A 24,248-nucleotide genomic window follows, 5' to 3' on the forward strand; every position below is an offset into this window, starting at 1 on the left:
CGGTCAGCGCCTTCGCCGAGGCTCGATCGCATGACGAAGAACCTCAGCGACCTCCGTGTCCTCATCTCCGGCGCGAGCGTCGCCGGCCCCGCCCTCGCCCTGAACCTGGCCCGCCTCGGCGCCCGGGTGACCGTCGTGGAGAAGGCTCCGGAAATGCGCGGCGGCGGCTTCGCGGTCGACTTCCGCGGCCATGTCCACCGCCGGGTCCTCACCTCCATGGGCATCTGGGACGAGATCCACGCCCGCCAGACCCACATGGGCCGCCAGACCGTGGTCGACGCGGACGGCAGCCCGCGCGTGGACCTGCCCGCGGAGTTGATGAGCGGCGACGTGGAGATCTTCCGCGGCGACCTCGCACAGATCATGTATGAGCGGACGAAGGACGACGTCGAGTACGTCTTCGGCGACTCGGTCGCCTCGCTGACCGAGGACGCGGACGGCGTGGACGTCACCTTCCACAAGGGCGCGCCCCGCCACTTCGACCTGGTCGTCGGGGCGGACGGACTGCACTCCCACACCCGTCGGCTGGTCTTCGGCGACGAGTCCCGCTACCTGCGCTTCTTCGACCACTACGTGGCCGGCTTCGACGTCCCCAACCATCTGGGCCTGGACCGCACCGGCCGCGTCTACAGCGAGCCCGGCCGCGCGATCGTCATGGCCAACTACGACGGCGACCCGGACCGCTGCCACGCGCTGCTGGTCTTCCGGTCCGAGGAACTGTCGTACGACCGCCGGGACGTCACGGCGATCAAGCGGATCCTCATGGAACGCTTCGCCGGGATGGGCTGGGAGACCCCGGCCGCCCTCAAGGCCCTCGAACAGGCCGACGCCCTGTACTTCGACGCCATCGCCCAGATCCACGTCGACCGTCTCACCAAGGGACGCGTGGCGCTCCTCGGGGACGCCGGCTACGGGGCGACCATGGGCGGCATGGGGACGGGGGTGGCGATCGTCGGCGCGTACGTCCTCGCCGGTGAACTCGCCCTCGCGGGCGGCGACTTCCGTACCGCCTTCGCCGAGTACGAGACCCGGGTCCGGGACTTCGCGAAGGGCTGCCAGAAGATCTCCGGCAACGCGGGCCCGTTCTTCGCGCCGCCGACCGAGCGGCGCATCCGCAGCCGGGACCGCATGTACCGGATCCTCGCCTCCCGCCCGCTGGCCCGCTTCTTCAAGCGGATGACCGAGAAGGCGGCGACGGGCATCATGCTGCGGGACTACCCGTTCTGACCTGTTGCGAGGGCCCAGCCGTGGTCGACGGGCCCGATCCCGCCGCCGAGCGCGAAGCCGGCCGCGATCGCCCCGGTGACGTACTCCTTGGCGGCCCGCACCGCCTCCGGCACGGGCTGTCCCTTCGCGAGCTGCGACGCGATCGCGGACGCGAGGGTGCAGCCTGTGCCGTGCGTGTGCCGGTTGTCGTACCGGGGGGCGCGCAGCCAGTGCTCCCGCGAGCCGTCGGTGAGCAGGTCCACGGCGTCGCCGGGCAGATGGCCGCCCTTGATCAGCACCCACTTCGGGCCGTACGCCAGGACGGCCGCCGCAGCCTTGCGCAGCTCGTCCTCCGACCGGACGCGCACACCGGTGAGTTGGGCGACCTCGTCGAGGTTCGGGGTGGCGACGGTGGCGACCGGGAGCAGCCGTTCGCGCATCGAGTCCAGTGCGGATTCGGCGAGCAGCGGGTCCCCGTGCTTGGAGACGCCCACCGGGTCCACCACCGCCGGTGCGTCCGTCCCGGCGATCAACTCGGCGACCAGGGCGACCAGTTCGGCCGAGGCCAGCATCCCCGTCTTCACCGCCTGGACGCCGATGTCGTCGACGACGCTCCGGTACTGCGCCCGCACCGCCTCCGCGGGCAGCTCCCAAGCCCCCTGCACGCCAAGGGAGTTCTGGGCCGTGACGGCCGTGACGACGCTCATGCCGTGCACGCCGAGCGCGAGCATCGTCTTCAGGTCGGCCTGGATCCCGGCCCCTCCGCCGGAGTCGGAACCCGCGACCGTCAGCACCCGCGGCCTCACGACTCGATGTCCCCGAAGTGGTCCCAGCCGCCCTTGCTGGTCCACGGCGCCCCGTCGACCGTCACCTGGGGCAGCGCCGAGGGGTTGAGGACCTCGCCGATCACCTTCCAGCGGGCGGGCAGCTTCACGTCGGGCGGGAAGGTCGCCACGATCGCGTGGTCCTCTCCCCCGCTGAGCACCCACTGCATGGGGTCGACGCCGACGGCCTGCCCGATGTCGTTCATCTGGGACGGGATGTCGATCGCGCCGGAGCGGATGTCGATGCGGACCTTGCTGGCCTCCGCGATGTGCCCGAGGTCGGCGATCAGTCCGTCGCTGACGTCGCACATCGCGGTCGCGCCGAGCCCGGCCGCGGCCGGTCCCGCGTGGTACGGCGGCTCGGGGCGCCGGTGGGCCTCGACGAAGGCGCGCGGCGAGCGGAACCCCCGGGACAGCACGGCGTACCCGGCGGCCGACCAGCCCAGCCAGCCGGTGACCGCGACGAGGTCGCCGGGCTGGGCGCCGGCCCGGGTGACGGGTTCCTGGTTGCGCAGATCGCCGAGCGCGGTGATCGACACCACGATCGTGTCGCCCCGTACGACGTCCCCGCCGACCACCGAGGCGCCCGCGACCTGGCACTCGTCGCGCAGGCCGTCCATCAGCTCGCTGGGCCAGGTCACCGGGAGTTCGGCGGGCACGACCAGGCCGAGCAGCAGGGCGGTCGGGACGGCGCCCATGGCGGCGATGTCCGCGAGGTTCTGCGCGGCGGCCTTGCGGCCCACGTCGTACGCCGTGGACCAGTCGCGGCGGAAGTGCCGGCCCTCCAGCAGGATGTCGGTCGAGGCCACGACCCGCCGGTCGGGCGCGGCGACCACCGCGGCGTCGTCGCCGGGGCCGACCCGGACCGCCGGGGTGGTGGTGAGACGGGAGGTGAGCTCCCTGATGAGCCCGAACTCCCCGAGCTCACCAACAGTGCCCTTCATTGCCTCTGCTCCCCTTCTGTCCCTGGCCGTTCCCGGTCGCGCGTCATCAGTGTCCTCGATACGGTCGAGTTGTCCGTCAACCTGTGTCCTGCCCGCACCCCGGCGCGGGGACCACGGTCGCCGCGGGTCTCCCCGTGGCGCGCGGCGACGCGATACCGTGGCGTTCCTTTTCCCCACATGATCCTCGTGGCCGCCCTGGAGGTTCCGTGGTACAGGCGTACATCCTGATCCAGACGGAGGTCGGCAAGGCGTCGACCGTCGCCGAGACGATCAGCAAGATTCCTGGGGTGATCCAGGCCGAGGACGTGACAGGACCCTATGACGTGATCGTGCGGGCGCAGGCCGACACCGTGGACGACCTGGGCCGCCTGGTGGTCGCCAAGGTCCAGCAGGTGGACGGCATCACCCGCACCCTGACCTGCCCGGTCGTCCATCTGTAGCCCCCGTCTACCCTTGGCCGGTGAACTTCTTTCGTCACCGGCGCCGCACCCTTGCCGGGCTGCCCGCACTCGCCCTGCTCACTGCCGTGGGCTGCTCATCAGCAGACGACGGCGCGTCGGCGTCGGTTCCCTCGCCGGGCGCGAAGGTCACCGGGTTGTGCGAAAAGCTGGACAAGGCCCTGCCGTCCGAGGTCGACGGGCAGGATCGCCGGGATCCCACGCCCGCGTCCGCGTTGACCGCGGGCTGGGGGAACCCGGCGATCATACTGCGCTGCGGCGTCGACCGGCCCGCGAAGATGGGCGATCCGGAGGCCGACGGCGTCGAGGTGAACGGCGTGGGATGGCTGCTGGAGAAGCGGGGCGACGGCTCGTTCCGCTTCACGACGACCCTGCGCAGGGCGTACGTCGAGGTCAGGATCCCCAAGGACCGGACCGCGGACGGCATGTCCCCGCTCGTCGACCTGGCCCCGGCCGTGAAGAAGGCGATCCCCGAGGGGATCGCCGACTAGTTCGCTCCTCGTCGCGGGCCGGTCAGCGCAGGCCGGTCGGCCTGCGGAGGGCCGCCTGGATGAGGCGGTCGACGAGTTCCGGGTAGGTGACCCCGGTCGCCTGCCACATCTGCGGGTACATCGAGATGGGCGTGAAGCCGGGCATCGTGTTGATCTCGTTGATCACGAAGCCCTCGTCGGTGAGGAAGAAGTCCGCGCGGACCAGTCCCTCGCACGAGGCCGCCTCGAAGGCGTCCACCGCGAGGCGCTGGACCTCGGCCGTCTCCTCGGGGGTCAGGGGCGCGGGCACGATTCCCGGGGTGGAGTCGATGTACTTGGCCTCGAAGTCGTAGTACGCGTGCTCCTGCGGCGGCGGGATCTCGGCCGGGACGCTGGCCCGCGGGCCGTCCTCGAACTCCAGCACCCCGCACTCGATCTCGCGGCCCCGCAGGGCGGCCTCGACGAGGATCTTCGGGTCGTGCCGCTGGGCCTCGGCGATCGCGTCGCCGAGCCCGGCGATGTCGTCGACCTTGGTGATGCCGATCGAGGAGCCGGCGCGGGCGGGCTTCACGAACAGCGGCCAGCCGTGCTCGCCGGCGAAGTCGACGATCTTCTTGCGGGCCGCGGCCTCGTCCCGCTCCCACTCGCGCGGCCGGATCACCACGTACGGGCCCACCTTGAGCCCGAAGGAGGTGAACACCCGCTTCATGTACTCCTTGTCCTGGCCGACGGCCGAGGCGAGCACACCCGCACCCACGTACGGCACGCCGGAGAGCTCCAGCAGCCCCTGCAGGGTGCCGTCCTCGCCGTAGGGGCCGTGCAGGACGGGGAAGACGACGTCGACCTCACCGAGCGCCTTGGGCACCGATCCCGGCTCGCTGACGACGACTTCGCGGTTGCCGGGGTCCAGTGGGAGCACCACGCCGCCCTCGCCCGACTCGGCGACGTCCTCGACCTCCGGCGTACGGCGGTCGGTGATCGCCATGCGCTCCGGTTCGTCGGCGGTGAGGGCCCAGCGTCCTTCCCGCGTGATGCCGATCGGCAGGACGTCGTACTTGGTCCGGTCGATGGCCTTGAGGACGGCGCCAGCGGTGACCACGGAGATCCCGTGTTCGGAGCTGCGCCCGCCGAACACGACGGCCACGCGCGGCTTGCGAGGCGGCTGCTCAGGGCTCTGGGGAAGGTTCTCGGTGCTCATATCGCGTTGAGAGTACCCGGTGGTAGTGCCCTGAGACAGCGTGCCACCGGCGGCGTCGCTCAGCGTCGTTCGGGCTTCGCGCTGCGCGACATCAGCTCCTTGACGGCGACCACCGGCGGCTTGCCCTCGTGCACGATGGCGACGACCGTCTCGGTGATCGGCATGTCGACGCCGTGCCGGCGGGCCAGATCCAGCACGGACTCGCACGACTTGACGCCCTCGGCGGTCTGCTTGGTGACCGCGATGGTCTCCTGCAGGGTCATGCCCTTGCCGAGGTTGGTGCCGAAGGTGTGGTTGCGCGACAGCGGCGAGGAGCAGGTCGCGACCAGGTCGCCGAGTCCGGCGAGTCCGGCGAACGTCAGCGGGTCGGCGCCCAGCGCGACACCGAGCCGCGTGGTCTCCGCGAGCCCGCGCGTGATGAGCGAGCCCTTGGCGTTGTCGCCGAGGCCCATGCCGTCGGCGATGCCGACGGCGAGACCGATGACGTTCTTCACGGCGCCGCCGAGTTCGCAGCCGACGACGTCGGTGTTGGTGTACGGCCTGAAGTACGGGGTGTGGCAGACGGCCTGCAGCCGCCGGGCGACCGCTTCGTCGGTGCAGGCGACCACGGCGGCGGCCGGCATCCGGGCGGCGATCTCCCGGGCGAGGTTGGGCCCGGTGACGACGGCGATACGGTCGGCGCCGACCTTGGCGACGTCCTCGATCACCTCGCTCATCCGCATGGTGGAACCGAGTTCGACGCCCTTCATCAACGACACCAGGACCGTGTCGGGCGCGAGCAGCGGCACCCATTCGGCGAGGTTGGCGCGCAGGGTCTGGGAGGGCACCGACAGCACCGTGAAGTCGGCGCCCGCAGCGGCCTCGGCCGGGTCGGTGGTGGCCCGCACGTTCTCCGGGAGCTCCACGCCGGGGAAGTAGTCGGGGTTCGTACGGCGGGAGTTGATGGCCTCGGCCACCTCCGGGCGCCGGGCCCACAGGGTGACCTCGCACCCCGCGTCGGCCAGTACGATCCCGAACGCGGTGCCCCACGAACCGGCGCTGAAGACGGCCGCCTTGACGGGCTTGCTCACGTACCCTGCCCCTCTTCCTGCTCTGCCTTGGCCTGCGTCTGCGCCCGCGTCCTGCGCCGCTGCTCGATCCGCTCCCGGCGCGGGTCGTAAGGGGTGTCGGGCGCCTTCTCGCCGCGGATCTCCTCCAGCTGGCGGGTGATGGCGGCCATGATGACCTCGGTGGCCTCCTTGAGGACCTCCGCGGTCATCTCCTTGTCGTAGAAGCGCGAGAGGTCCACGGGCGGGCCCGCGAGCACGTGGTGGGTCTTGCGCGGCAGGACGTACGCCTTCTTGCTGTACGGCGGCAGCAGTTCGTTGGCTCCCCACTGGGCGATGGGGATCACCGGGCACTTGGTCTCCAGGGCGACCCGGGCCGCGCCCGTCTTGGCCGTCATGGGCCAGCCGTTCGGGTCCCGGGTGATCGTTCCCTCGGGGTAGAACACGACGCACTCGCCGCGCTCCACGGCGGCCACGGCGGCGCGGAACGCGCTGAGCGCGTCCGTGGACTCGCGGTAGACGGGGATCTGTCCGGTGCCGCGCATCGCGGCTCCGACGAATCCCTTCTTGAAAAGGCCGCTCTTCGCGAGGAATCGCGGAACCCGTCCCGTGTTGTACTGATAGTGCGCGTACGCGAAGGGATCCACGTGGGAATTGTGGTTCACCGCGGTTATAAATCCGCCCTCGGCCGGAATGTGCTCCATTCCGCGCCAGTCCCGCTTGATCAGAGCCACCAGCGGCGGTTTGCAGATCACCGCGGCGAAGCGGTACCAGAAGCCGATTCTGCGGCGGGGCACGCGCGCACCTTCCTCTAGGGGCCAAGGACGTCGGCCCGGGACATCGGGCCTGGGGGCCGCACAAGTGTCGCTCCAGGCCGCCGGTCTGTCGAGAACACCGTACGCCCCGACGGCGCGACCGCCAGATGGCCCGGGTGACGGCTGAGTGACAATGGCCGCGACGGAAGAGGGGCGGAACGCTCGTGCAGTGGACGTTGGTCATACCCCTGAAACCCTTGGCGCGGGCCAAGAGCAGGCTCTCGGACACCGCCCATGCCGAGGTGCGCCCGAGCCTCGCCCTCGCGTTCGCGCAGGACACCGTGGCGGCCGCGCTGGCCTGCCCGGCGGTGAAGGATGTGGCGGTCGTCACGGACGACGCCCTGGCGGGCCGCGAGCTGGCCGCGCTCGGCGCCCGCATCGTCGCCGACGAGCCGCGCGGCGGGCTCAACGCCGCCCTGGCGCACGGCGCGGCCGCCGTTCGCGCCGACCGCCCCGAAAGCGCCGTGGCCGCCCTGAACGCCGATCTGCCGGCGCTGCGCCCGCTGGAATTGTGCCGGGTCCTGGACGCGGCCGCGGAATTCCCCCGCGCTTTCCTGGCCGATGCGGCCGCAATCGGCACCACCCTGCTGGCCGCGTCACCCGCACAGGAATTGCGCCCCGCTTTCGGCCCGGATTCCCGCGCCCGGCACCGCGCGTCCGGCGCCGCGGAACTGGCGCTCACGGAGGTGGATTCCGTACGCCAGGACGTGGACACCGGCGACGACCTGCGCGCGGCGCTGGCGCTCGGGGTGGGGCGCCGGACGGCCGCGGTGGCCGCGCAGTTGCTGATTCCCGGGCAGTAGGCTGCGCGTCATGCAGGCCACCGCATACACCTACGACCCCGAGACCCGCAGCGGACAGGTCCTCCTGGACGACGGCACCCCGATGCCCTTCGACAGGGAGGCGTTCGACGCGGGCGGTCTTCGGCTGCTGCGCCCCGGGCAGCGGGTCCGTGTCGAGACCAGCGGCCGGCGCATCACCCTGATCACGCTCCAGACGTTCTGAACACGCCGCGGGCCGGACTCCGTCACGGAGTCCGGCCCGGCGCGTGAGTGCCCCTGTGCCCGTTACCTCTTGCGGGCCGTGGCCTTCTTGGCGGTGGTGGTGCGAGCCGACGACTTCTTGGCGGGGGCCTTCTTGGCCGTCGCCTTCTTCGCCGGGGCGCTCTTGGCCGTGGCCTTCTTGGCGGTGGTCTTCTTCGCCGCGGTGGTCTTGGCGGCGCCCGTGGTCTTCTTCGCCGTCGTCTTCTTGGCGGTGGTCTTCTTCGCGGCGGCGGCCGTGGTCTTCTTGGCCGTCGTCTTCTTCGCGGTGGCCTTCTTCGCGGCGCCCGTGGTCTTCTTCGCCGCGGCCTTCTTGACGGTCGCGGTCGCGCCGCCGCTCAGGCTGCCCTTGGGGGCCTTCTTGACGGCGACCTCGCCGCCGCGCGGGAGCTTCTTCGAGCCGCTGACCAGGTCCTTGAAGCCCTGGCCCGCGCGGAAGCGCGGAACGGAGGTCTTCTTGACCCGAACCCGCTCGCCCGTCTGGGGGTTGCGGGCGTAGCGGGCCGGACGGTCGACCTTCTCGAACGAACCGAAGCCGGTGACCGAGACCCGGTCTCCGGCGACGGTCGCGCGGACGATGGCGTCCAGGACCGCGTCGACAGCGTCGGCGGCCTGCTGGCGGCCGCCCAGCTTGTCGGCAATCGCTTCTACGAGCTGCGCCTTGTTCACGTCTTCCCCTTCGGAGACATCGCCAGAACGAAAGTGTTCAAGCTTTTTCGCACGTTAGGCAGATATATACCGCAAATCAAACACGAAACGGGCTTATCACCCATGCGCCGCAACGAACTCGGCTGGCCCGGCTGCGATCAGCGGTCCTCTTCGGGGATTCGCCCCTCGTCGAGGTCCGCGGTGAACGCCTCCAGTCGCCTTGCCGCGTCGGCGAGATCGTGCTTGGCCGCGGCCGTAATGACCAGCAGCTTCCGGGTCAGCGCCATCCGTACGCCCTCCGGGACTTGCAGTGCGCGCACCCTTGAGTGCGCTTCTTTGAGTCGGTCCGCGACTGCCGCATAGAGCTCGAGTTGGCCGTCGTGTTCCATGCACAGATTGTGCCATCTGGGGCGAGTTGTCGCCTGCTCAGGGTGCAACTGCCACCTCAAACGGCCGTCCGGGCGTATGCGGAAGCCACGGCTACAGACCTCGCGTACCCCGGCAACAACCGTTTTAACGTGGGAAGTTGAACAAAGGCCAGCCCTCGGACGGGACCGTTCGGGTGCAGACACGGCAGTACCCCCGATCGGAGCTGATCGGGGGTACTGAGTGGCCGAAACTGGTCTTGCCCGGCTGCCGGGGGTCAGACCTGGATCGTCTGCGGCTTGTAGGACGGCCGCTTCGCCTCGTACGCGGAGATGTCGGCCTCGTTCTGGAGGGTGATGGAGATGTCGTCCAGCCCGTTCAGCAGCCGCCAGCGGGAGTTCATGTCGAGCTCGAAGGCGGCGGTGATGCCCTCGGCACGCACCTCACGCGCCTCAAGGTCCACAGTGACCTCAGCAGTGGGGTCCTTCTCCGTGAGGTCCCACAGCGCATCCACGATCTTCTGCTCCAGAACCACCGTGAGCAGGCCGTTCTTGAGCGAGTTGCCGCGGAAGATGTCCGCGAAGCGGGAGGAGATCACGGTCTTGAAGCCGTAGTTCTGCAGCGCCCACACCGCGTGCTCGCGGGAGGAGCCGGTGCCGAAGTCGGGGCCGGCGACCAGGACCGTGGCGCCCTGCCGCTCGGGGCGGTTGAGGATGAAGTCCGCGTCCTTGCGCCAGGCCTCGAACAGACCGTCCTCGAAGCCGTCCCGGGTCACCTTCTTGAGCCAGTGAGCAGGGATGATCTGGTCGGTGTCGACGTTGGAGCGACGCAGCGGGACGGCCCGGCCGGTGTGCTTGGTGAATGCTTCCATGACTGATCAGACTCCAGCGGGCGCGGGGGCTTCGGACAGGTCGGCGGGCGAGGCCAGGTGACCCAGCACGGCGGTCGCGGCGGCGACCTGCGGCGAGACCAGGTGCGTACGGCCGCCCTTGCCCTGCCTGCCCTCGAAGTTGCGGTTGGAGGTGGACGCGGAGCGCTCACCGGGGGCCAGCTGGTCGGGGTTCATGCCCAGGCACATCGAGCAGCCGGCGTGCCGCCACTCGGCGCCGGCCTCCTTGAAGACGACGTCCAGGCCCTCGGAGACGGCCTGCAGACCGACGCGGGCGGAGCCGGGGACGACCAGCATCCGTACGCCGTCGGCGACTTTGCGGCCCTTCACGAGCTCGGCGGCGGCGCGCAGGTCCTCGATGCGGCCGTTGGTGCACGAGCCTACGAAGACGGTGTCCACCTTGATCGAGCGCAGCGGCTGCCCGGCCTCCAACCCCATGTATTCCAGGGCCTTTTCGGCGGCGAGGCGCTCCGAAGCGTCTTCGTACGAAGCGGGATCGGGGACGGACGCCGAAAGCGGCGCGCCCTGGCCGGGGTTGGTGCCCCAGGTGACGAACGGCGACAGCGACGCGGCGTCGATGACGACCTCGGCGTCGAACTCGGCGTCCTCGTCCGTCCTCAGCGTCTTCCAGTACGCGACGGCGGCGTCCCAGTCCTCGCCCTCGGGGGCGTGCGGGCGGCCCTTGAGGTACTCGAAGGTGGTCTCGTCGGGGGCGATCATGCCCGCGCGGGCGCCGGCCTCGATCGACATGTTGCAGATGGTCATCCGGGCCTCCATCGAGAGCTTCTCGATGGCGGAGCCGCGGTACTCCAGGATGTAGCCCTGGCCGCCGCCCGTACCGATCTTGGCGATGATCGCCAGGATCAGGTCCTTGGCGGTGACACCGTCGGGCAGTTCGCCGTCGACCGTGATGGCCATGGTCTTCGGGCGGGCCAGCGGCAGCGTCTGGGTGGCCAGCACGTGCTCGACCTGCGAGGTGCCGATGCCGAACGCCAGCGCGCCGAAGGCGCCGTGGGTGGAGGTGTGGGAGTCGCCGCAGACGACGGTCGTGCCCGGCTGGGTCAGACCCAGCTGCGGGCCGACGACGTGCACGACGCCCTGCTCGACGTCGCCCAGCGGGTGCAGCCGGACGCCGAAGTCGGCGCAGTTCTTGCGCAGCGTCTCCAGCTGGGCCCGGGAGACCGGGTCCGCGATGGGCTTGTCGATGTCGAGGGTCGGGGTGTTGTGGTCCTCGGTGGCGATGGTGAGGTCGAGGCGGCGCACCTTGCGACCGTTCTGGCGCAGGCCGTCGAAGGCCTGCGGGCTGGTCACCTCGTGCAGCAGGTGCAGATCGATGAAGAGGAGGTCGGGCTCGCCCTCGGCGCGCCGGACGACATGGTCGTCCCAGACCTTCTCCGCGAGTGTCCTACCCATCGCTTTCCCTTCGGCCGGCAAACGTCCACCGGCCCAACTAGAGATCTTGAGGAGACGGTGCCCGGCCCGTGTTCACGGGCACCCGCCACCCGGCCCGTTCGGTCGGCGGGCCGTTGTGCATACAAGGGTTGCGCGTCTCACGAAAAAAGGAACTTGCGTTTCACAGAGTGAGACGTGAGTATCGTTGCATGGACAACAGTAGCGGCGTCGGCGTTCTGGACAAGGCAGCCCTTGTCCTGAGCGCCCTGGAGTCCGGCCCGGCCACCCTCGCGGGACTGGTGGCGGCCACCGGACTGGCACGACCAACGGCCCACAGACTGGCCGTGGCCCTGGAGCACCACCGCATGGTGGCACGCGACATGCAGGGCCGTTTCATTCTCGGCCCGCGTCTGGCCGAGCTCGCTGCGGCGGCCGGCGAGGACCGGCTGCTCGCGACGGCCGGCCCGGTGCTCACGCACCTGCGGGACGTCACCGGCGAGAGCGCCCAGCTCTACCGCCGCCAGGGCGACATGCGCATCTGCGTGGCCGCGGCGGAGCGCCTGTCCGGCCTTCGGGACACGGTGCCCGTCGGCTCGACGCTCACCATGAAGGCCGGTTCCTCCGCGCAGATCCTGATGGCCTGGGAGGAGCCCGAGCGCCTCCACCGCGGCCTGCAGGGCGCCCGCTTCACGGCGACGGCCCTGTCGGGCGTACGGCGCCGCGGCTGGGCCCAGTCCATCGGCGAGCGCGAGCCGGGCGTCGCGTCCGTCTCGGCGCCCGTACGCGGCCCGTCCAACCGCGTGGTGGCCGCCGTCTCGGTCTCCGGTCCCATCGAGCGCCTGACGCGCCACCCCGGCCGTATGCACGCCCAGGCGGTCATCGACGCCGCCGCCCGCCTCTCGGAGGCCCTGCGCCGCACGGGCTGACCCCCGGCGCCTTCCCACGGGAACGTCATCGGGGAGGGCCCGCCCCAACGCCGCGGCAGGCCCTCCCCGATCCCCCGATCCCCCCGTTCACCCGGCCTGTTCGGCCGCCTTCCGCCCCGAGCGGTGCGCGAACCGGTCCTCGGCGTAGCGGCCCCGCCGCTCCACCGGCACCTGTCCGTGGGCCCTGGCCAGCCCGAGCGCCGGCATGTCGAGGTAGATCGCCTCGTACGACCCCTCGGGCACCACGTACGCCTCGTGCCACAGCCCCACGTGCCCGCGCATCCTGCCCGCGCGCTCCTTGCGGTTGACGGTCGCCCACGCCCGGTGGTGGAACATCTCGGGCGAGTGCGCGTAGGCGTACAGCTTCTCCTTGGACTCCCAGTACTGGACCACGTAGTACGTCCGCGGCGAGGCCGTCAGCATCACGTGCCCCAGCAGCCCCCGGTCACCGTTCCGCGCAAGCTCCCCAAGCATGCGGAACATCGCCAGCATGACCGGCAGCCACTGGTGCACCGCCCAGAAGCGGTTGACCCGCATCCCGATGAGCAGGACCACCACGTCCCCCTCGGCATCCGCGGTCGTGCGACCCAGCACCGGTTTCGTGAACACGGCAGCCCCCTGCGCTCCCTCGGATAGCAGCACTATCCTTCTGGACGATGCTTGGATAGTGACACTTCCCAAGGAGAGGCGCAAGAGATGCGGCTGGCGGAGCTCAGCGAACGCAGTGGGGTGTCCACCGCGACGATCAAGTACTACCTGCGCGAGGGCCTGTTGCCGCCCGGCCGCCAGATCAACGCGACGACCGCCGAGTACGACGAGGAGCACCTGCGCCGGCTGCGGCTGGTGCGCGCGATGATCCAGGTCGGCCGCATCCCGGTGACGACGGTCCGGGAGGTGCTCGGCCATGTGGACGACGACTCCCTGGGCCGCACGATCCGCCTGGGCGCGGCCCTGTGGGCGCTGCCGCAGGTGCCGGAGCCGGACGAGGAGGACGAGTACGTCCGGGCCGCGCACCGGGAGATCGGGGCACTCCTGGAACGACTGGGCTGGCGGAACGCCGAGCGGCTCTCGACCATCTCCCCCGCGTACCGCTCCCTGGTCGTCGGGGTGGCCGCGTTCCGCCGGCTCGGCTACGGCTGGGGGGCCGAACAGCTCGCCCCGTACGCCGAGTTGATGCACCGGACGGCCGTCCTCGACCTGGACACCATGGAGGCGTACCCGTCGGAGCCCGAGCGGGTCGAGTTCGCCGTCCTGGGCGCGATCCTCAACGAGCCGGTGCTGCGGGCGCTGCACCGGCTGGCGCAGGAGGAGGAGTCGGCACGGCGATACGGCTTCGAGTGAGCCGGGACACGAAGAAGGCCCTCCACCGAAGCGGAGGGCCTTCCCGGTTTGTACCCCCGACCGGATTCGAACCGGCGCTACCGCCTTGAGAGGGCGGCGTGCTAGGCCGCTACACAACGGGGGCCTGGACTCTGCGTTTCCGCAGGTCCGAGCTGGTCTACCTGGACTCGAACCAAGACTAACTGAACCAGAATCAGTCGTGCTGCCAATTACACCATAGACCAATGATGGTTTAGACCAGTCAGTACCCCCGACCGGATTCGAACCGGCGCTACCGCCTTGAGAGGGCGGCGTGCTAGGCCGCTACACAACGGGGGCCCTAGCGATCCCGAGTTGATCGGAACCAGTACCCCCGACCGGATTCGAACCGGCGCTACTGCCTTGAGAGGGCAGCGTGCTAGGCCGCTACACAACGGGGGCTTTGCGGATGGGATCCGCGGTGCGGATGCTGTGTGGGATCAAAGCATCCGCGAGCTGGCCTACCTGGACTCGAACCAAGACTAACTGAACCAGAATCAGTCGTGCTGCCAATTACACCATAGGCCACTGGAACGCAAGCCCCTGCGGGGATCTCGTTCTAGTTCGCTCCTCCGGTTCCCGGCCTTTCGGCCCGCTTCCCGGCGGCGCAGGAAGAACATTACCCGAAGGTGGACGGGGCTCCAAAACGGGTATCCGCGCCGAGGATCGCGGGGAGTTCGGCGAGGGAGGCGATCCGGTGGGGCCCGAAGGGGGCGGTGCCGCCGGCGTACACGCCGTTGCGGTCGATCCACACCGACAGCAGTCCGGCGTCGGCCGCGCCCCGCCCGTCGATCTCCGGGTGGTCACCGACGTACGCCACCTCGTGCGGGGCGAGGTCCAGGGCCGCGCAGGCGGCCAGGAAGGCGCCGGCCTGGGGCTTGGAGATGCCGAGTTCCGCGGCGCACAGGATGGTCTCGAAACGGTCGTGCACCCCGAGGGTGCGCAGCTTGTGGTCCTGGACGGTGAGGCTGGAGTTGGACAGCACGGCGTGCCGGTGGCTGGTGGCGAGGGCGTCCAGGACGGGCACGACGTCCGGGAAGAGGGCCCAGGCGGCCTCGTAGTGCGTCATGTACCGCCGGAACCAGGCGTCGGCCTCGGCGGCGTCCAGGGGTGTGTCCAGGAACACCCGGATGCGCTCGCGGCGCTGCTCCTCGAAGGACAGCTCACCCGCCGAGAACCGCACCCACTGCCGGTCGGTGATCTCCCGCCAGCGCGCGAGGGCCTGCTCCGGGGTCTCGCCCCCGGCGAGCAGGCCCTCGGCCGACAGATGCGACCGCATGCCCTCGCGGTCCGCGGTGGTGTAGTCGAAGAGGGTGTCGTCGACGTCCCAGACCACGGCGCGAATGCTCATGATCCGACGGTAACCCGGGCCGCGCCGGCCCGTCCCCGGAACCGTCAGTCGTGGGCGCCGTACCAGTCGAACCGTGCGAGGGGAATCTGGTCCGTGACCTCGGCCGTGCTGCTGTAGATGGCGTCGCCGTTGTCCGAGGTGCGCAGTTGATGCCCCCAGGTGTTCATGATGCGGTGGTCGTCGGCGTTCCAGAACTGCTGACCGCTGCCGCCGCAGGGACTCGTCCAGACGGCGTTGTTCTGGCTCTTCCAGTCCGTGGTGAGGCAGTCTCCGTTGGCGTTGCTCACCAACCGGCGAAAGGTGTAGCCGAATGCGGTGGTGGTCGTCGCGCCCCAGTGCCAGTTGCGGGTGACGAGCGAGTCGTTGCAGGTGCCCGACCAGACGTTGGCGGTGGTGGGCGACGCCACCAGGCAGTTGCCCTCGTAGTCGTTCGTGTAGGTCCAGTCGGTCTGGGCGGACGCCGGGGTCAGGGTGCCGGCGGCCGCGAGAAGCACGACGGCGAGGCCCACCGGGGTGCTCAGTCTCAGGGACGTTCTCCAGGATGACATGATCATGAGCATCGAGACGGCCCGCGACGCCTGGACCAACCGATCATGAACGCGCCTTGTCGATCAGGACAAGCAGGCATGGACGAAAGCGGAAGGGCGGCAGCCGCAACGGCCGCCGCCCCTCTTGCGCGCGGGTGTGCCTACGCCGTCAGCTTCGCCAGGGCCGCGTCGATCCGGGCCAGCGTGCGCTCCTTGCCCAGGATCTCCAGGGACTCGAAGAGCGGCAGGCCGACCGTGCGGCCGGTGACGGCGACGCGGACCGGGGCCTGGGCCTTGCCGAGCTTGAGGCCGTGGGCCTCGCCGGCGGCCAGGACGGCCTCCTTCAGCGACTCCGCGGAGGTCCAGTCGGCCGACTCCAGCTTCTCGCGGGCCGTGCGGAGCAGGGCGTCGCTGCCCTCCTTCATCGCCTTGGCCCAGGATGCCTCGTCGTACACCGGCTCCGGCAGGAACAGGAAGTCGACGTTCTCCGTGATCTCCGACAGGACCTTCAGACGGGTCTGCGCGTGCGGGGCGATCGCCTGCCACTTCGCCTCGTCGAAGTCCTCCGGCGCCCAGGGCGCGAAGGGCGCCCGCAGCCAGGGGGCGCAGCGCTCCGTGAAGTCCTTCACGTCGAGCAGCCGGATGTGGTCGGCGTTGATCGCCTCACACTTCTTCAGGTCGAAGCGCGCCGGGTTGGGGTTGACGTCGGCGATGTCGAAGGCCGCGACCATCTCCTCGATGGAGAAGATGTCCTGGTCCGCCGAGAGCGACCAGCCCAGCAGCGAGAGGTAGTTGAGCAGGCCCTCGGGGAGGAAGCCGCGCTCGCGGTAGAGGTTCAGCGACGACTGCGGGTCGCGCTTCGACAGCTTCTTGTTGCCCTCGCCCATGACGTAGGGCAGGTGGCCGAAGTGCGGGGTCTGCTTGGCGATGCCCAGCTCGGTCAGCGCCTTGTACAGGGCGACCTGCCGGGGGGTGGAGGAGAGCAGGTCCTCGCCGCGCAGGACGTGGGTGATCTCCATCAGGGCGTCGTCGACCGGGTTGACCAGCGTGTACAGCGGGGCGCCGTTGGCGCGGACGATCCCGTAGTCCGGGACGTTCTCCGGCGTGAACGTCAGCTCGCCGCGGACCAGGTCCGTGAAGGTGATCGTCTCGTCGGGCATGCGGAAGCGGACGATCGGAGCCCGGCCCTGGGCCTTGTACTCCTCGACCTGCGCGTCGGTGAGGTCGCGGCAGTGGCCGTCGTAGCCGGACGGCCTGCCGGCGGCACGAGCGGCCTCGCGGCGGGTGTCCAGCTCCTCCTGGGAGCAGTAGCAGTGGTAGGCGTAACCGCCCTCCAGCAGCTTCCGCGCGACGTCCGCGTAGATGTCCATGCGCTGCGACTGGCGGTACGGCGCGTGCGGGCCGCCGATCTCGGGGCCCTCGTCCCAGTCGAAGCCCAGCCAGCGCATCGCGTCGAGGAGCTGGTTGTACGACTCCTCGGAGTCGCGGGCCGCGTCGGTGTCCTCGATGCGGAAGACCAGGGTGCCCTGGTGATGCCGGGCGAAGGCCCAGTTGAACAGGGCGGTGCGGACCAGGCCCACGTGGGGGTTACCGGTGGGCGAGGGACAGAAACGTACGCGGACGGGTGCGCTAGCCACGCTTGACAACCTTGTTGGTGAGAGTGCCGATGCCTTCGATGGTGACGGCGACCTCGTCGCCGACGGTGAGCGGTCCGACGCCTGCCGGGGTGCCCGTGAGGATCACGTCGCCGGGGAGCAGCGTCATGGCCTCGGTGATGTTGACGATCAGGTCCTCGATGGAGTGGATCATCTCGCTGGTGCGGCCGAGCTGGCGTTGTTCGCCGTTGATCGTGAGCTGGACGGTCAGGTCCGAGGCCGTCTCGAGGTCCAGGCCGGTCTCCACCCAGGGGCCGAGCGGGCAGGAGGTGTCGAAGCCCTTGGCCCGGGCCCACTGCTTCTCGCGCTTCTGCACGTCACGCGCGGTGACGTCGTTCGCGCAGGTGTAGCCGAAGATCACGTCGGCGACCCGCTCACGCGGGACCTCGCGGCACATGCGGCCGATGACCACGGCGAGTTCGGCCTCGTGGTGCAGGTCCTCGGTGAAGGACGGGTAGCGGATCTCGTCGCCGGGGCCGATCACGGAGGTGGACGGCTTGAAGAAGGCGAACGGGGCGTCGGGCACCTCGTTGCCCAGCTCACGGGCGTGCTCCGCGTAGTTGCGGCCGAAGGCCACGACCTTGTTGGGGAGCACCGGCGGCAGCAGCCTGACCTTGCTCAGCGGGACCTTCGTACCGGAGAGCTCGAAGTCCGCGAACGGGATGCCCTTGATGATGTCGAGGACGAGCTCGTCCGGCTTGTCGCCCTCGACCGCGCCGAAGGCGACGTTCCCGTCGATGGAGAATCTGGCGATGCGCACGGGATCCTTGCGCCCCTCACTTGGCCGGCTGGAGTCTGACGCTCCAGGCTAACGCGGCAGGGGGGCGCCGACTTGCGCATTACCGCGCGGGGCGCCTCGAAGGATCTTCCGCCGGGCGGGCTGAATGATCAGCCGCCGGCGTGCGTACTACTCGGCGACGGAGGCCGCGACGGGGACCTCCACGAGGACGGTGCGCCTGGGATTGGCGGTCTGGGTGGGAAGATCGAGGGAGTGCTCCGGCAGCTCCGGGGTCTGCAGTTCGCCGGCGTCCTCGAGGTGGGCCAGCGTCGTGCGCCGCGGGTTGGCTATGTTGCGGAACATCATCGTCGTCTTCACGGTTGTTCTCGACCCTGTCGTCCGTCGGGGGTTGGCAGTTGCCTACGTCTTGTAAAGCGCCAGGCTAAACATCGGATTCCCCGGCGAAGTCGTGAAGACCCCATGATCACCGTGTGAGTTTGCTCACGGCCCCATGGACAAACCGGTCAATTCCGACCCCCAACCCACCCCACCGAAACGGACATTGACCCCCTGAAGCCACCATTCCGCTCCTGATCATGGCGACTGGGACAGCGTCCGATCCTGTGGAACTCGCGTGCATACGCCCCTTATGCGGGAGTTATCTTTCTACGGCAGGTGACTCGGCACTCACATGCTGTCACGTAGGTCACGGCATGACCCATGAGCCTTGTTGGAGATCCTGCACTGTGCTGGAATGCCACGGACCGCCGCAGGATCGAGCCGGCGCACAGGGGGCGCTACGAGCGCCGGGTGGCGGCGAGAAGGGGGAGCCAGCGCCGGTCACTCACGACCACCAGGGGGCGCGTTCAGGGCGCCTTCGAAAACGCCGACACCGTGTCTTTCCGTTCACGCGGAGGGGCGCCTGGTCCAGAGGTTGCGACGCTAGTGCAGGGACGTTTCAAGAGGGATGGCAGTGCTTCGGCGGAGCCGGAGCCGCACGGCGGGACTGGCCCCAATGCCGGCAGTCCCTCCCCCCAGCACGCCCAGAACCCGGGCCCGGCAGCGTCCGGCGACGGCGGTGAGCGCTCAGGGCGCCCCGGCGCGTCGGCACCCGCCGGGTCGCCGAGCCCCGCGGCTCCGCCGATCAAGCCGGTCCAGGGCCCGAGCGGCCCGGGGTCGCGAATAGCGCTGCGCAACTGGCGTATCTCCACGCGCCTTGTGTCGCTGCTCGCCCTCCCCGTGGTCGCGGCCACCTCGCTGGGCGCGCTGCGCATCAGCGACAACATGGACGACATCCAGCAGCTCGACAACATGCGGCTGCTGACGGAGATGACCAAGCAGGCCACCGAGCTCGCGGCCGCGCTGCAGGACGAGCGCGACCAGTCCGCCGGTCCGCTGGCGCACGGCTCGAAGGTCAGCGACTACACGGTCAAGGGCTACCGGGACAAGACGGACCGGGCCAAGCAGAACTTCATCGACGCCGCCGAGGAGATCGACACCTCCAACAAGGACGGCTCGCTCCTCGGTGTGCGCGAGAGCCTCGTCGGCGTCGTCGGCGACCTCGAGACGCTGTCCAAGGTCCGCTCCACTGCGTACGAGGCCAAGCTCAACTCCTCGCAGACGGTCGAGGCCTACCACCGTCTGATCACGCACCTGCTGGACCTCTCCCAGGACATGGCGGAGGCCACCAGCAACCCCGAGATGATCCAGCGCACGCGCTCCCTGGCCGCCTTCTCCTCGGCCAAGGAGTACGCGTCCATGCAGCGCGCCGTCCTCGCGGCGGCCCTGCCCGCGAACAACACCACGGTCGGCCGGCTCTCCGAGAACGACCGGCTCTACGCCCAGTCGGCGCTGGAGAGCCAGAAGTCCGAGCTGCGCAGCTTCCGGAGCATCTACGGCACGGACAAGGCGACCTCTCTCCTCAAGCCCATCGAGGAGAACAACGCCACCATCAAGGCGTCCGACACCTACGCCAGCCGTGCCCTGGCCGCCCAGAACGGCCTGGACGACCTGCAGAAGCGGTCGTACCAGGACTGGGTGGACGACAGCTCGACCAAGATCGAGCAGATGAAGAAGATCGAGCACTCGCTGCTCGAGGACATGGAGCAGAAGGCCCGCGAGCTGCGCAACTCCTCGGAGCAGGAAGCGATCATCTCCGGTGCGCTGATCCTGCTCGTGCTCGGTGTCTCGCTCGTCGGCGCCTTCGTCATCGCCCGCTCCATGATCCGCTCGCTGCGCCGCCTGCAGGAGACCGCCAACAAGGTCGCCCAGGACCGTCTGCCCGAGCTGGTCGCCCAGCTGTCGGAGTCGGACCCGCAGGACGTCGACACCTCCGTCGAGTCGGTCGGTGTGCACTCCCGGGACGAGATCGGCCAGGTGGCCGCGGCCTTCGACGACGTGCACCGCGAGGCGGTCCGCCTCGCCGCCGAGCAGGCCCTGCTGCGGGGCAACGTCAACGCGATGTTCACCAACCTCTCGCGCCGCTCCCAGGGCCTCATCCAGCGTCAGCTCTCGCTCATCTCCGAGCTGGAGTCCCGCGAGGCCGACCCGGACCAGCTGTCCTCGCTGTTCAAGCTCGACCACCTCGCGACGCGTATGCGCCGTAACGGTGAGAACCTCCTCGTCCTCGCCGGTGAAGAGCCCGGCCGCCGCTGGACCCGCCCGGTCCCGCTGGTCGACGTGCTCCGCGCCGCCGCGTCCGAGGTGGAGCAGTACGAGCGCATCGAGCTGGCCGCCGTGCCGACGACCGAGGTCGCCGGCCGCGTGGTCAACGACCTCGTGCACCTGCTCGCCGAGCTGCTCGAGAACGCGACCTCCTTCTCCTCGCCGCAGACCAAGGTCAAGGTCACCGGTCACGCGCTGCCCGACGGCCGCGTCCTGATCGAGATCCACGACACCGGCATCGGCCTCTCCCCCGAGGACCTCGCGGCGATCAACGAGCGGCTCGCCTCGCCGCCCACCGTGGACGTCTCGGTCTCCCGCCGCATGGGTCTGTTCGTGGTCGGTCGTCTGTCGCAGCGGCACGGCATCCGCATCCAGCTGCGTCCGTCCGACTCCGGTGGTACGACCGCGCTGGTCATGCTCCCCGTCGACGTCGCCCAGGGTGGCAAGAAGCCGCAGGGCAAGCCCGGTCAGGGCGCCGGTGCCGCCGGTGGTCCGGCCGCCGCGCAGGCCGCAGCCGGTGCGGCCGCGGCCCGCCGCCAGGCGGCCGGTGCGGGCGCCCAGGGCGGTCCCGCCCTCGGCGGCGCTCCGGGTGCCGGTGCGCTGGGTGCCGGTGCGAGCGGTGGCGGTCGGCTCGGGGCCGGTCAGGGGCCGCGGGCCGCACTGCCGGGCACCGGCCAGGGCGGCAACGGCCGCCCCGGTGGGCCGGGTGGCGCGCGCGGACCGCAGGCTCCGAACGCTCCGCAGCAGGGCCGGCCGGCCCCCGCGGGCGCCGGTGCCGCGTTCGGTCAGGCGCCGGGTGCGCCGCAGGGTCTGCAGGCCACGGGCCAGGACAGCTTCGGCGGCGCTCGTGGCGCCGTACCGCCGCAGTCCCAGCCCCAGGCTCCCGCCGAGAACGAGGGCCGCGGCCGCCGTGGCCGCCGGCCGCAGCTGCCGGGCCGTGGTGGTCCGCGCGCCGAGCTGCCCGGTGGCGACACGCAGCCGCGCACCCCGAGCTGGAGCGACGAGAACGCCCAGCCGCCGGTGCCGCGTGCCTCGCTGGACACCCCGCGCGGCCACGACGAGACCTCGCGGATGCCCCGCTTCGACGACCACCAGGGTCCGGGCGCCACGACGGAGATGCCGGCCATCGGGCGCGGCGACGACCGTCAGGGCCTCGGTCCGGCCGCCGACTTCGACCGGCCCGCCTTCGGCAACGACCCGCAGAACACGGGCCAGTTCGCCCGTCCCGGCACGGACTCGCCGCAGAACACCGGCCAGTTCGCCCGTCCCGGTGCGAACGGTTCGCAGAACCCCGGCGAGTACCCGCGTCAGGACTACGGCGTTCCGCAGAACGGCGGCACGCAGGGCCAGGGCTCGTTCGTCCGGCCCGACGTCTTCGGCAGCCCGAACGGCCAGGGCCAGGGCGGCAACCCGCAGAACACCGGCCAGTACGCGAGCCCGTCGTCGTTCGACGTCGGCTCCACCGGCCAGTTCGCGGTGCCCGGCTACGACGGCTCCTCGACCGGGCAGCACTCCCTGCCGGGGCGTCAGAACCCGTCCGGCAACGGCCAGTTCGAACGCCCGCAGAACGGCGCCGACTTCGGTGCCCCGCGCCAGCCCGTCCCGCCGCGTCCGCAGCGGCCCGTCCGGCAGGAGCCCGAGGCCCTGCCGCCGGCGACCGGTCCGGGCGACGGCCGTACTCCGCTGTACGACACGCTGGAGACCAACTGGTTCCACGGCGGTCCGGGCGGCGAAGGCCGGCCGGGCGACGCCAACGGTTCCGCTCCGGCACAGCAGCAGCCGCAGGCCGCTGCACCTCAACGTCCCGCGACCTCTTCCTGGCGCACCTCTCCGAACGACGACCTCGTTCGGCAGGCGGAGCGCGTACGGCAGCCGGCCGCGGGCGGCGTCACCACCTCCGGCCTGCCGCGCCGGGTGCCCCGGGCGAACCTCGTCCCGGGCACGGCTCAGCAGCAACAGCACCAAACGGGTCCGCAGGTCTCGCGTGCGCCTGACGACGTACGCGGCCGGCTGACCAATCTCCGTCGGGGCATCGCACAGGGTCGACAGGCCGGTACGGGTACCGGCCAGACCGGAAGTTTCCCCAGCCCCACTCACCAGCAGGAGCGATAGTTGAGCCAGATGAGCCAGGCGGCACAAAACCTCAACTGGTTGATCACCAACTTCGTGGACAACACCCCAGGGGTGTCCCACACCGTCGTCGTATCCGCCGACGGACTCCTTCTGGCGATGTCCGAAGGCTTCCCGCGTGACCGCGCCGACCAGCTGGCGGCCGTCGCGTCCGGTCTCACCTCGCTGACGGCCGGGGCCTCCCGGATCTTCGAGGGCGGCACCGTGGCGCAGACGGTCGTCGAGATGGAGCGGGGTTTCCTCTTCCTGATGTCCGTCTCGGACGGCTCGTCCCTCGCCGTGCTCGCGCACCCGGAGTGCGACATCGGCCTGGTCGGCTACGAGATGGCGCTGCTGGTCGACCGCGCGGGCGCGGTCCTCACGCCCGACCTGCGCGCCGAACTCCAAGGCAGTCTGCTCCACTGACCCTCACCGGCACCACCTGTCTCACCAAACCACCGTCCGGCCGCCACAATCCCCCCACCGGCCCCGTCAGACGGCTTGCCCGACCGACTTGCTGTCCCGCCCGGAGGATTCATGACCCCGCCCACCGCCTCTCATGATCCGTACGCGGAGCCGTACGAGGATGAGGGCGACCAGCCGCTGGTACGTCCTTACGCGATGACCGGTGGCCGGACCCGGCCGCGCTATCAGCTCGCCATAGAGGCACTGATCAGCACCACGGCCGACCCGGCAGCACTCATGGGGCTGCTCCCGGAGCACCAGCGCATCTGCCACCTGTGCCGTGAGGTCAAGTCGGTGGCCGAGGTGTCGGCACTCCTCGCCATGCCACTGGGTGTGGCCCGCATTCTCGTCGCGGACCTGGCCGAGGCCGGGCTCGTCGCCATCCACCAGCCGGGTGGCGACGAGACCACCGGTGCACCGGACGTGACCCTGCTCGAAAGGGTGCTCAGTGGACTTCGCAAGCTCTGACGGAGGTAGGGCGACCACCTCCGCGAAGATCGTCGTGGCGGGAGGGTTCGGCGTCGGCAAGACCACGTTCGTGGGTGCCGTCTCCGAGATCAACCCGCTGCGCACCGAGGCCGTCATGACGTCCGCGTCCGCGGGCATCGACGACCTCACGCACACCGGGGACAAGACCACCACCACGGTGGCCATGGACTTCGGACGTATCACGCTCGACCAGGACCTGATCCTGTATCTGTTCGGCACGCCCGGCCAGGACCGCTTCTGGTTCATGTGGGACGACCTGGTCCGTGGCGCGATCGGCGCGGTGGTGCTCGTGGACACCCGGCGCCTGGCCGACTGCTTCCCGGCGGTCGACTACTTCGAGAACAGCGGTCTGCCCTTCGTGGTCGCCCTCAACGGCTTCGACGGGCACCAGCCGTACGCCCCCGAGGAGGTTCGGGAAGCGCTGCAGATCGGCCCGGACACGCCGATCATCACGACGGACGCCCGCCACCGCGCGGATGCCAAGAGTGCGCTGATCACGCTGGTGGAGCACGCGCTCATGGCACGGCTGCGATAGCACTCAAATCAGCCATGTCGTACGGCAGTTGTCGTAGACGCATCGGAGCCGGCTGTGGCCTTTGACACGGTCGGCCCCGGTGTTCATAACGTTTCGGCAGAGGAATCGGGTGGTACGGCCACGGGTCGTTGCCAACTGGTGTCGCTGCGCACAC

Annotated in this window: 26 protein-coding genes and 5 tRNA genes; 11 read left to right on the forward strand and 20 right to left on the reverse strand. The window is 70.3% G+C overall.

All coding sequences use genetic code 11. The annotated features are described in order from the left end of the window. The first annotated feature begins 30 nt into the window (after nucleotides 1–30). Complete coding sequence (locus ACIGDI_RS31025; protein WP_399903497.1) at nucleotides 31–1,227, forward strand: FAD-dependent monooxygenase; 1,197 nt, start codon at nucleotides 31–33, stop codon at nucleotides 1,225–1,227. Here ACIGDI_RS31025 and thiD read toward each other — a convergent pair. Together thiD and ACIGDI_RS31035 are read right to left on the reverse strand one after the other, a co-directional pair. Further along, nucleotides 1,215–2,012, reverse strand: a complete 798-nt coding sequence (gene thiD / locus ACIGDI_RS31030; protein ID WP_399903500.1) for a bifunctional hydroxymethylpyrimidine kinase/phosphomethylpyrimidine kinase — start codon at nucleotides 2,010–2,012, stop codon at nucleotides 1,215–1,217. The two genes, ACIGDI_RS31025 and thiD, sit on opposite strands and share 13 nt — an antisense overlap. Further along, nucleotides 2,009–2,974: a thiamine-phosphate kinase gene (locus ACIGDI_RS31035; protein ID WP_058922959.1), complete on the reverse strand. Its 966-nt coding sequence runs from the start codon at nucleotides 2,972–2,974 to the stop codon at nucleotides 2,009–2,011. Before ACIGDI_RS31035 ends, thiD begins: the two co-directional genes overlap by 4 nt. Before the next feature lie 206 nt (nucleotides 2,975–3,180). Here ACIGDI_RS31035 and ACIGDI_RS31040 point away from each other — a divergent pair, with 206 nt between their 5' ends. Together ACIGDI_RS31040 and ACIGDI_RS31045 are read left to right on the forward strand one after the other, a co-directional pair. Then, nucleotides 3,181–3,414, forward strand: coding sequence for an Lrp/AsnC family transcriptional regulator (locus ACIGDI_RS31040; RefSeq protein WP_020121007.1), 234 nt, complete (start codon nucleotides 3,181–3,183; stop codon nucleotides 3,412–3,414). Nucleotides 3,415–3,434: 20 nt separating this feature from the next. Beyond that, nucleotides 3,435–3,923: a DUF3515 domain-containing protein gene (locus tag ACIGDI_RS31045; RefSeq protein ID WP_399903502.1), complete on the forward strand. Its 489-nt coding sequence runs from the start codon at nucleotides 3,435–3,437 to the stop codon at nucleotides 3,921–3,923. Nucleotides 3,924–3,945: 22 nt separating this feature from the next. Here ACIGDI_RS31045 and ACIGDI_RS31050 read toward each other — a convergent pair whose 3' ends face one another. From ACIGDI_RS31050 to ACIGDI_RS31060, 3 genes are read right to left on the reverse strand one after another with little or no spacing between them, the layout of a single operon-like run. Continuing rightward, nucleotides 3,946–5,100 carry a D-alanine--D-alanine ligase family protein gene (locus ACIGDI_RS31050; protein ID WP_399903504.1) on the reverse strand — a complete coding sequence of 385 codons (1,155 nt, stop codon included), beginning with the start codon at nucleotides 5,098–5,100 and terminating at the stop codon, nucleotides 3,946–3,948. A gap of 59 nt (nucleotides 5,101–5,159) precedes the next feature. Beyond that, the gene (locus ACIGDI_RS31055; protein ID WP_200698406.1) at nucleotides 5,160–6,170 is read right to left on the reverse strand and encodes an NAD(P)H-dependent glycerol-3-phosphate dehydrogenase; all 1,011 of its coding nucleotides are present in this window, start codon (nucleotides 6,168–6,170) and stop codon (nucleotides 5,160–5,162) included. Further along, a complete protein-coding gene (locus ACIGDI_RS31060) occupies nucleotides 6,167–6,943 on the reverse strand; it encodes a lysophospholipid acyltransferase family protein (protein ID WP_399903508.1) in 777 nt (258 codons plus the stop codon). The genes ACIGDI_RS31055 and ACIGDI_RS31060 overlap by 4 nt, the downstream gene beginning before the upstream one ends. 182 nt (nucleotides 6,944–7,125) lie before the next feature. Between ACIGDI_RS31060 and cofC the strand changes: the two genes are divergently transcribed. After that, a complete protein-coding gene (cofC, locus tag ACIGDI_RS31065; RefSeq protein ID WP_399903511.1) occupies nucleotides 7,126–7,764 on the forward strand; it encodes a 2-phospho-L-lactate guanylyltransferase in 639 nt (212 codons plus the stop codon). Between the two features lie 10 nt (nucleotides 7,765–7,774). Then, the gene (locus tag ACIGDI_RS31070; RefSeq protein ID WP_200698409.1) at nucleotides 7,775–7,966 is read left to right on the forward strand and encodes a hypothetical protein; all 192 of its coding nucleotides are present in this window, start codon (nucleotides 7,775–7,777) and stop codon (nucleotides 7,964–7,966) included. A 62-nt stretch (nucleotides 7,967–8,028) separates the two neighbouring features. Here the strand turns inward: ACIGDI_RS31070 and ACIGDI_RS31075 are convergent, their stop codons facing one another. From ACIGDI_RS31075 to leuC, 4 genes are all read right to left on the reverse strand, one after another. Next, a complete protein-coding gene (locus ACIGDI_RS31075) occupies nucleotides 8,029–8,670 on the reverse strand; it encodes an HU family DNA-binding protein (protein ID WP_200698410.1) in 642 nt (213 codons plus the stop codon). A 137-nt stretch (nucleotides 8,671–8,807) separates the two neighbouring features. Then, a complete protein-coding gene (locus ACIGDI_RS31080) occupies nucleotides 8,808–9,038 on the reverse strand; it encodes a hypothetical protein (protein ID WP_058922967.1) in 231 nt (76 codons plus the stop codon). A 254-nt stretch (nucleotides 9,039–9,292) separates the two neighbouring features. After that, nucleotides 9,293–9,886 (reverse strand): 3-isopropylmalate dehydratase small subunit, encoded by a 594-nt coding sequence (leuD, locus tag ACIGDI_RS31085; RefSeq protein WP_399903515.1) that lies wholly within the window; start codon nucleotides 9,884–9,886, stop codon nucleotides 9,293–9,295. Between the two features lie 6 nt (nucleotides 9,887–9,892). Next, complete coding sequence (gene leuC, locus ACIGDI_RS31090; RefSeq protein WP_200698412.1) at nucleotides 9,893–11,317, reverse strand: 3-isopropylmalate dehydratase large subunit; 1,425 nt, start codon at nucleotides 11,315–11,317, stop codon at nucleotides 9,893–9,895. Between the two features lie 188 nt (nucleotides 11,318–11,505). Between leuC and ndgR the strand changes: the two genes are divergently transcribed. Beyond that, nucleotides 11,506–12,222, forward strand: coding sequence for an IclR family transcriptional regulator NdgR (ndgR, locus tag ACIGDI_RS31095; RefSeq protein WP_015036427.1), 717 nt, complete (start codon nucleotides 11,506–11,508; stop codon nucleotides 12,220–12,222). 87 nt (nucleotides 12,223–12,309) lie between these two features. Here ndgR and ACIGDI_RS31100 read toward each other — a convergent pair whose 3' ends face one another. Further along, nucleotides 12,310–12,831, reverse strand: a complete 522-nt coding sequence (locus ACIGDI_RS31100; RefSeq protein WP_399903518.1) for a DUF4188 domain-containing protein — start codon at nucleotides 12,829–12,831, stop codon at nucleotides 12,310–12,312. A gap of 87 nt (nucleotides 12,832–12,918) precedes the next feature. Between ACIGDI_RS31100 and ACIGDI_RS31105 the strand changes: the two genes are divergently transcribed. Then, nucleotides 12,919–13,563 (forward strand): MerR family transcriptional regulator, encoded by a 645-nt coding sequence (locus ACIGDI_RS31105; protein ID WP_399903521.1) that lies wholly within the window; start codon nucleotides 12,919–12,921, stop codon nucleotides 13,561–13,563. A 51-nt stretch (nucleotides 13,564–13,614) separates the two neighbouring features. On the opposite strand, the gene ACIGDI_RS31110 is transcribed toward ACIGDI_RS31105, so the two are convergent. The 10 genes from ACIGDI_RS31110 to ACIGDI_RS31155 all read right to left on the reverse strand — a co-directional run bounded on the left by ACIGDI_RS31110 (nucleotide 13,615) and on the right by ACIGDI_RS31155 (nucleotide 18,210). Further along, a tRNA-Glu gene (locus ACIGDI_RS31110) sits at nucleotides 13,615–13,687 on the reverse strand. Nucleotides 13,688–13,715: 28 nt separating this feature from the next. After that, nucleotides 13,716–13,787: transfer RNA gene (locus ACIGDI_RS31115), tRNA-Gln, on the reverse strand. A 21-nt stretch (nucleotides 13,788–13,808) separates the two neighbouring features. Beyond that, nucleotides 13,809–13,881, reverse strand: a tRNA-Glu gene (locus ACIGDI_RS31120). Between the two features lie 29 nt (nucleotides 13,882–13,910). After that, nucleotides 13,911–13,983: transfer RNA gene (locus tag ACIGDI_RS31125), tRNA-Glu, on the reverse strand. A 54-nt stretch (nucleotides 13,984–14,037) separates the two neighbouring features. Then, nucleotides 14,038–14,109, reverse strand: a tRNA-Gln gene (locus tag ACIGDI_RS31130). Between the two features lie 91 nt (nucleotides 14,110–14,200). Beyond that, nucleotides 14,201–14,932: an HAD family hydrolase gene (locus tag ACIGDI_RS31135; protein ID WP_399903524.1), complete on the reverse strand. Its 732-nt coding sequence runs from the start codon at nucleotides 14,930–14,932 to the stop codon at nucleotides 14,201–14,203. Nucleotides 14,933–14,976: 44 nt separating this feature from the next. Further along, a complete protein-coding gene (locus ACIGDI_RS31140; RefSeq protein ID WP_399903527.1) occupies nucleotides 14,977–15,480 on the reverse strand; it encodes a hypothetical protein in 504 nt (167 codons plus the stop codon). Nucleotides 15,481–15,620: 140 nt separating this feature from the next. After that, nucleotides 15,621–17,105 carry a glutamate--tRNA ligase gene (gltX, locus tag ACIGDI_RS31145; RefSeq protein ID WP_399903530.1) on the reverse strand — a complete coding sequence of 495 codons (1,485 nt, stop codon included), beginning with the start codon at nucleotides 17,103–17,105 and terminating at the stop codon, nucleotides 15,621–15,623. After that, entirely contained in the window at nucleotides 17,089–17,874 is a 786-nt protein-coding gene (locus ACIGDI_RS31150) for a fumarylacetoacetate hydrolase family protein (protein WP_399903533.1), read from the reverse strand. Before ACIGDI_RS31150 ends, gltX begins: the two co-directional genes overlap by 17 nt. 147 nt (nucleotides 17,875–18,021) lie before the next feature. Continuing rightward, nucleotides 18,022–18,210 carry a hypothetical protein gene (locus ACIGDI_RS31155; protein WP_399903536.1) on the reverse strand — a complete coding sequence of 63 codons (189 nt, stop codon included), beginning with the start codon at nucleotides 18,208–18,210 and terminating at the stop codon, nucleotides 18,022–18,024. A gap of 567 nt (nucleotides 18,211–18,777) precedes the next feature. On the opposite strand from ACIGDI_RS31155, the gene ACIGDI_RS31160 reads away from it, so the two are divergent. The 4 genes from ACIGDI_RS31160 (at nucleotide 18,778) to ACIGDI_RS31175 (ending at nucleotide 24,094) form a co-directional block, all read left to right on the forward strand. Beyond that, on the forward strand, nucleotides 18,778–22,608 hold the full coding sequence (locus ACIGDI_RS31160) for a nitrate- and nitrite sensing domain-containing protein (RefSeq protein ID WP_399903539.1): 3,831 nt from the start codon (nucleotides 18,778–18,780) through the stop codon (nucleotides 22,606–22,608). Between the two features lie 9 nt (nucleotides 22,609–22,617). Next, nucleotides 22,618–23,031: a roadblock/LC7 domain-containing protein gene (locus ACIGDI_RS31165; protein WP_023546525.1), complete on the forward strand. Its 414-nt coding sequence runs from the start codon at nucleotides 22,618–22,620 to the stop codon at nucleotides 23,029–23,031. A gap of 111 nt (nucleotides 23,032–23,142) precedes the next feature. Continuing rightward, complete coding sequence (locus ACIGDI_RS31170) at nucleotides 23,143–23,538, forward strand: DUF742 domain-containing protein (RefSeq protein ID WP_016432454.1); 396 nt, start codon at nucleotides 23,143–23,145, stop codon at nucleotides 23,536–23,538. Further along, a complete protein-coding gene (locus ACIGDI_RS31175) occupies nucleotides 23,519–24,094 on the forward strand; it encodes an ATP/GTP-binding protein (protein ID WP_058922977.1) in 576 nt (191 codons plus the stop codon). The genes ACIGDI_RS31170 and ACIGDI_RS31175 overlap by 20 nt, the downstream gene beginning before the upstream one ends. Nucleotides 24,095–24,248: the final 154 nt, after the last annotated feature.

The sequence above is a fragment of the Streptomyces sp. NPDC085900 genome (assembly GCF_044540925.1).
Lineage (GTDB): Bacteria > Actinomycetota > Actinomycetes > Streptomycetales > Streptomycetaceae > Streptomyces > Streptomyces gilvifuscus.

Bases quoted from the DNA above. Each gene is read 5' to 3' on its own strand.
- ACIGDI_RS31105 (WP_399903521.1), top strand. From the start codon at position 12,919: ATGCGGCTGGCGGAGCTCAGCGAACGCAGTGGGGTGTCCACCGCGACG.
- ACIGDI_RS31025 (WP_399903497.1), top strand. From the start codon at position 31: ATGACGAAGAACCTCAGCGACCTCCGTGTCCTCATCTCCGGCGCGAGC.
- ACIGDI_RS31135 (WP_399903524.1), bottom strand. From the start codon at position 14,932: ATGAGCATTCGCGCCGTGGTCTGGGACGTCGACGACACCCTCTTCGAC.
- ndgR (WP_015036427.1), top strand. From the start codon at position 11,506: ATGGACAACAGTAGCGGCGTCGGCGTTCTGGACAAGGCAGCCCTTGTC.
- ACIGDI_RS31140 (WP_399903527.1), bottom strand. From the start codon at position 15,480: ATGTCATCCTGGAGAACGTCCCTGAGACTGAGCACCCCGGTGGGCCTC.
- ACIGDI_RS31165 (WP_023546525.1), top strand. From the start codon at position 22,618: ATGAGCCAGGCGGCACAAAACCTCAACTGGTTGATCACCAACTTCGTG.
- ACIGDI_RS31070 (WP_200698409.1), top strand. From the start codon at position 7,775: ATGCAGGCCACCGCATACACCTACGACCCCGAGACCCGCAGCGGACAG.
- leuD (WP_399903515.1), bottom strand. From the start codon at position 9,886: ATGGAAGCATTCACCAAGCACACCGGCCGGGCCGTCCCGCTGCGTCGC.
- ACIGDI_RS31035 (WP_058922959.1), bottom strand. From the start codon at position 2,974: ATGAAGGGCACTGTTGGTGAGCTCGGGGAGTTCGGGCTCATCAGGGAG.
- ACIGDI_RS31050 (WP_399903504.1), bottom strand. From the start codon at position 5,100: ATGAGCACCGAGAACCTTCCCCAGAGCCCTGAGCAGCCGCCTCGCAAG.
- leuC (WP_200698412.1), bottom strand. From the start codon at position 11,317: ATGGGTAGGACACTCGCGGAGAAGGTCTGGGACGACCATGTCGTCCGG.
- ACIGDI_RS31170 (WP_016432454.1), top strand. From the start codon at position 23,143: ATGACCCCGCCCACCGCCTCTCATGATCCGTACGCGGAGCCGTACGAG.
- ACIGDI_RS31080 (WP_058922967.1), bottom strand. From the start codon at position 9,038: ATGGAACACGACGGCCAACTCGAGCTCTATGCGGCAGTCGCGGACCGA.